This is a genomic window from Flavobacterium sp. (genome assembly GCF_028712645.1).
Lineage (GTDB): Bacteria > Bacteroidota > Bacteroidia > Flavobacteriales > Flavobacteriaceae > Flavobacterium.
Genome location: NZ_JAQTPQ010000276.1, coordinates 1 through 4,467, shown reverse-complemented (window position 1 = coordinate 4,467; position 4,467 = coordinate 1). Strand labels below are relative to the sequence as shown.

The 4,467-nt window shown below is 36.2% G+C and carries 2 protein-coding genes and 1 pseudogene; 1 reads left to right on the top strand and 2 read right to left on the bottom strand.

All coding sequences use genetic code 11. The features are described 5' to 3' along the window. Positions 1-2,335 (top strand): annotated as a pseudogene (locus PHC28_RS16090) (copper-translocating P-type ATPase); the annotation flags it as partial. Between the two features lie 92 nt (positions 2,336-2,427). Here PHC28_RS16090 and rimK read toward each other — a convergent pair. Next, a complete protein-coding gene (rimK, locus tag PHC28_RS16085) occupies positions 2,428-3,798 on the bottom strand; it encodes a 30S ribosomal protein S6--L-glutamate ligase (RefSeq protein WP_300103058.1) in 1,371 nt (456 codons plus the stop codon). A gap of 110 nt (positions 3,799-3,908) precedes the next feature. After that, positions 3,909-4,467 (bottom strand): AAA family ATPase (locus PHC28_RS16080; protein WP_300103055.1); only part of this gene is annotated, 559 nt, incomplete at its 5' end.

Here is a 4,467-nt window from a genome sequence, read left to right as displayed (position 1 = left end):
ATACACTGCGGGAAATTACATTATCAGCGAAAGCGATGCTACATCTGAGAATTCTCTTTACAGCACACCAATACCAAGCGAGATGAATCAAGTAGTTTTGCCTATTAGCGCTTCGGGAAAATATTAGTGCCCAATGTTTTTCGAAGGCGAAAAAGTCTATGACAAAGCAGGAGATTGTCCCGTTTGCGGATTGGATTTAATCAAAGCTCCCGATTGGAACGTCAGTAAAACATCCTATACTTGCCCGATGCATCCCGAAATTATTCAAGATGCACCTGGTTCTTGTCCGATTTGCGGAATGGATTTGGTTCCAAAGGAACCCGTAGCGATTGAGGAAAATACAACCTACAATGATTTATGGCGAAAAATGAAAATTGCCATTGGGTTTTCCGTTCCTATATTTATTATTTCGATGATGGAAATGTTGCCTAACAATCCGTTATTGCAAGTATTAGACACACAAAAATGGAATTGGGTGCAATTTATCTTGACTCTTCCAGTGGTTTTTTATGCTGGCTGGATGTTTTTTGAACGCGCTTGGAAATCCATCATTACTTGGAATCTCAATATGTTTACATTAATTGGAATTGGAACAGGAATTGCCTTTTTATTCAGTATTGCTGGACTTTTATTCCCTAATTATTTTCCAGAAGAATTCAAACATCACGGAGTAGTAGCACTTTATTTTGAAGCCACAGCAGTCATATTGACTTTGGTCTTATTAGGACAATTAATGGAAGCCAAAGCCCACGGACAAACGAATGCTGCCATCAAAGAACTATTAAAACTAGCGCCAACTCAAGCAACTTTAGTCGTTGACGGAAAAGACAAAATAATTTCTATTCACGATATCAAAAAAGGAGATTTATTACGCGTAAAACCAGGAGAAAAAATCCCAGTTGACGGAAAAATTACCGATGGAGAAAGCACCATAGACGAATCGATGATTTCGGGAGAACCTATTCCTGTTGATAAAACTATTGACGATTCCGTAATTGCAGGAACAATCAACGGAAACAAATCCTTTGTAATGATTGCCGAAAAAGTGGGTTCGGAAACCTTGCTTTCGCAAATTGTAAAAATGGTTAATGATGCCAGTCGTTCAAGAGCTCCAATTCAAAGATTAGTGGATAGTATTGCCAAATATTTTGTACCAACTGTAGTTATAATTTCGATGATTACTTTTTTGGTTTGGGATATTTATGGTCCAGAACCAGCCGTTGTTTACGGATTTATCAATTCGATAGCAGTTTTAATTATTGCTTGTCCGTGTGCTTTGGGATTGGCAACGCCAATGTCCGTGATGGTTGGGGTAGGCAAGGGAGCACAGTCGGGAGTTTTGATAAAAAACGCCGAAGCTTTGGAAAATATGAACAAAGTTAATGTCTTGATAACCGACAAAACAGGAACCCTTACTGAAGGAAAACCTTCTGTTGAAAAAGTATATGCTGCGAATAATGGAGAAGACAATTTATTGCAAAACATTGCTTCCTTGAATCAGTATAGCGAACATCCTTTGGCGGAAGCTGTCGTAAATTATGCTAAATCAAAAAAGGTTTCTTTGGTAGAAGCAAAAGATTTTGAAGCAATTACTGGCAAAGGAGTTATCGGAAATGTGGCTGGAAAAAAAGTGGCTTTGGGAAATAAAAAACTAATGGAGCAAGTAGGAGCAAGCATTCCGGATGATTTAGAAAATAAAATTATAGCCGAGCAAAAACTGGGAAAAACGGTTTCTTATATTTCAATTGATAAAGCTACCTTTGGTTTTGTGTCTATTTCCGATGCGATTAAATCGACCAGTGCAGCAGCGATCAAAGAGTTAATTAGTCAAGGAGTTGAAGTGATTATGCTAACGGGTGATAATGAAAATACAGCAAAAGCAGTTGCTGATGAATTGCATTTGTCGGGTTTTATTGCCAATTGTTTGCCTCAAGATAAACTCAAAGAAATCAAACGTTTGCAAGCTGAGGGGAAATTTGTAGCAATGGCAGGTGATGGAATTAATGATGCTCCGGCTTTGGCGCAAGCCAACATTGGAATTGCAATGGGAACAGGAACAGCTGTTGCAATTGAAAGTGCCAAAATAACTTTGGTAAAAGGTGATTTACAAGGTATCGTAAAAGCAAAAAAAATGAGTCACGCTGTAATGCGAAACATCAAACAAAATTTGTTTTTTGCCTTTATTTACAATGCATTTGGGATTTCGGTTGCTGCAGGTGTTTTATATCCGGTATTCGGAATATTATTGTCACCAATGATTGCGGCGGCTGCGATGAGCTTTAGTTCGGTTTCCGTGATAATGAATTCGTTGCGATTGAGGAGTTTTAAAATGTAATGAAACATAATAAGTCATAGAGTTTATCCCTAATTAATCAGTAAAAGATTTAAAAATGGAGCTAAACTTATATGACTCCTATGTTTACGAAGTTATTTCAATTTAAAATTCTTTTCGATTGCGATAATCATTTCGCCTGCAATGTCTTTGTTTGTAGCACCTTCGATACCTTCAAGTCCTGGAGATGAATTTACTTCAAGCAATAAAGGCCCTTTTGAGGAACGAATAATATCAACTCCAGCTACTTTCAAATCCATTGCTTTTGTGGCACGAATGGCAATTTTTTTCTCTTCGGATGTTGGTTTTATTACTGATGCGGTTCCTCCTAAATGGATATTAGCTCGAAATTCTCCCGCCATTGCTTCACGTTGAATGGCAGCCACAACTTTTCCATCAACCACGAATAAACGTAAATCTTTTCCGTTGGCTTCTTTTATGAATTCTTGTACTAAAATATTGGCATTCAAACTTTTGAAAGCATTGATGACACTTTCGGCAGCTTTTTTGGTTTCGGCCAAAACCACTCCTTTTCCTTGAGTTCCTTCCAATAATTTTACAATTAATGGTGGTCCGCCAACCATTTTAATCAAATCATTGGTGTCTAAAGGCGAGTTAGCAAAACCAGTTGTTGGAATATCAATTCCACTTTGCAAAAGCAATTGCAAGGAAAATAATTTATCTCGAGATTGTGTAATAGCGGTGGAAGAATTTAAACAAAAAACGTTCAAAGCTTCAAATTGTCTAGTTAGAGCGCAACCATAAAAAGTAATACTAGGACGGATTCTAGGAATAATAGCATCAAATTTATTCAAAATTATTCCGCCACGATAATGAATTTCTGGTGTTTTGGCATCGAGTTTCATATAACATTCCTTAATGTTCAAGAAGTGCATTTCGTGACCTCGCATTTCGCCAGCTTCCATAATTCTCTTGTTGCTGTACAATTCCGGGTTGCTTGCTAAAAGTCCAATTCGTAAACCTGAACTAGCTTTTTCAGAATTTTTATAGACTTCTTTCAAATTATCGCTTGTAGGTTGGCCTAATAGATATTGTTGTTCTGGATCTACCAAAACTCTTCCGCTCATCGCTTCACGACCCAATAACATTCTAAAACCCATTGAATCTCGATTGGTCAATGTCATTTCGATGAGCCAATTCGAATTTCCAATTTCTAAATTTGTCTGAATCACAAAACGTTGCTCCTTGAAACCACTTGAACTTTTGACCACTCTTTTATCAACTAATAGAGCTTCGCAAGAGATGATTGTCTTGACATTATTTTGTATTGGATTGATGTCAAATTTGACCCAATTTTGTCCTTCTTTTATGAATGGAGCTATATTTTTGGCGTGCAAAGCCGAAGTTTTTGCACCAGAATCGACACGAGCTTTAATAATAGGAATTCCCAATTCAGGAAGAGAACACCATTCCTCACTACCCAGTATGATTTTATTTTGTGTCATAAATGAATTTATAAAAACTTTAAATTTGGGTGTAAATATATATTGAAATCTAGAATTATGAATATTAAATTAAGGTTAATTAATTTAATAATTTAGGATAAAAAAACCTACTAATTAGTAGGTTTTTCTGCTTTGTTTACATTTACAATTAGTTCTTGCGATGTATCATCTAAATCCATAAATATTTCATCGCCTGAAGCAATTTTCGAAGTGATAATTTCTTCGGCAAGTGTATCTTCGACATATTTTTGAATGGCTCTTTTTAGTGGTCTTGCTCCAAATTGTCTATCAAAACCTTTCTCTGCAATGAATGCTTTTGCTTTATCAGAAAGCACTAATTGATACCCTAATTGTTTGATTCTGTCGTATAATTTTTTTAATTCAATTTCTATAATCAGGTCAATATCGTGTTTTTCTAGTGTGTTAAACACGATTACATCATCAATTCTGTTTAAGAATTCTGGTGCAAAAGTCTTTTTCAAAGCACTTTCGATAATGCTTTTCGAATTGTCATCTGCTTGTGCAATTTTTGCAGCAGTTCCAAAACCAACACCTTGTCCAAAAGCTTTCAATTGTCTGGCACCAACGTACGATGTCATAATAATTATGGTGTTCTTGAAATCAATTTTTCGTCCCAAACTATCAGTCAAAAAACCATCGTCTAAAACT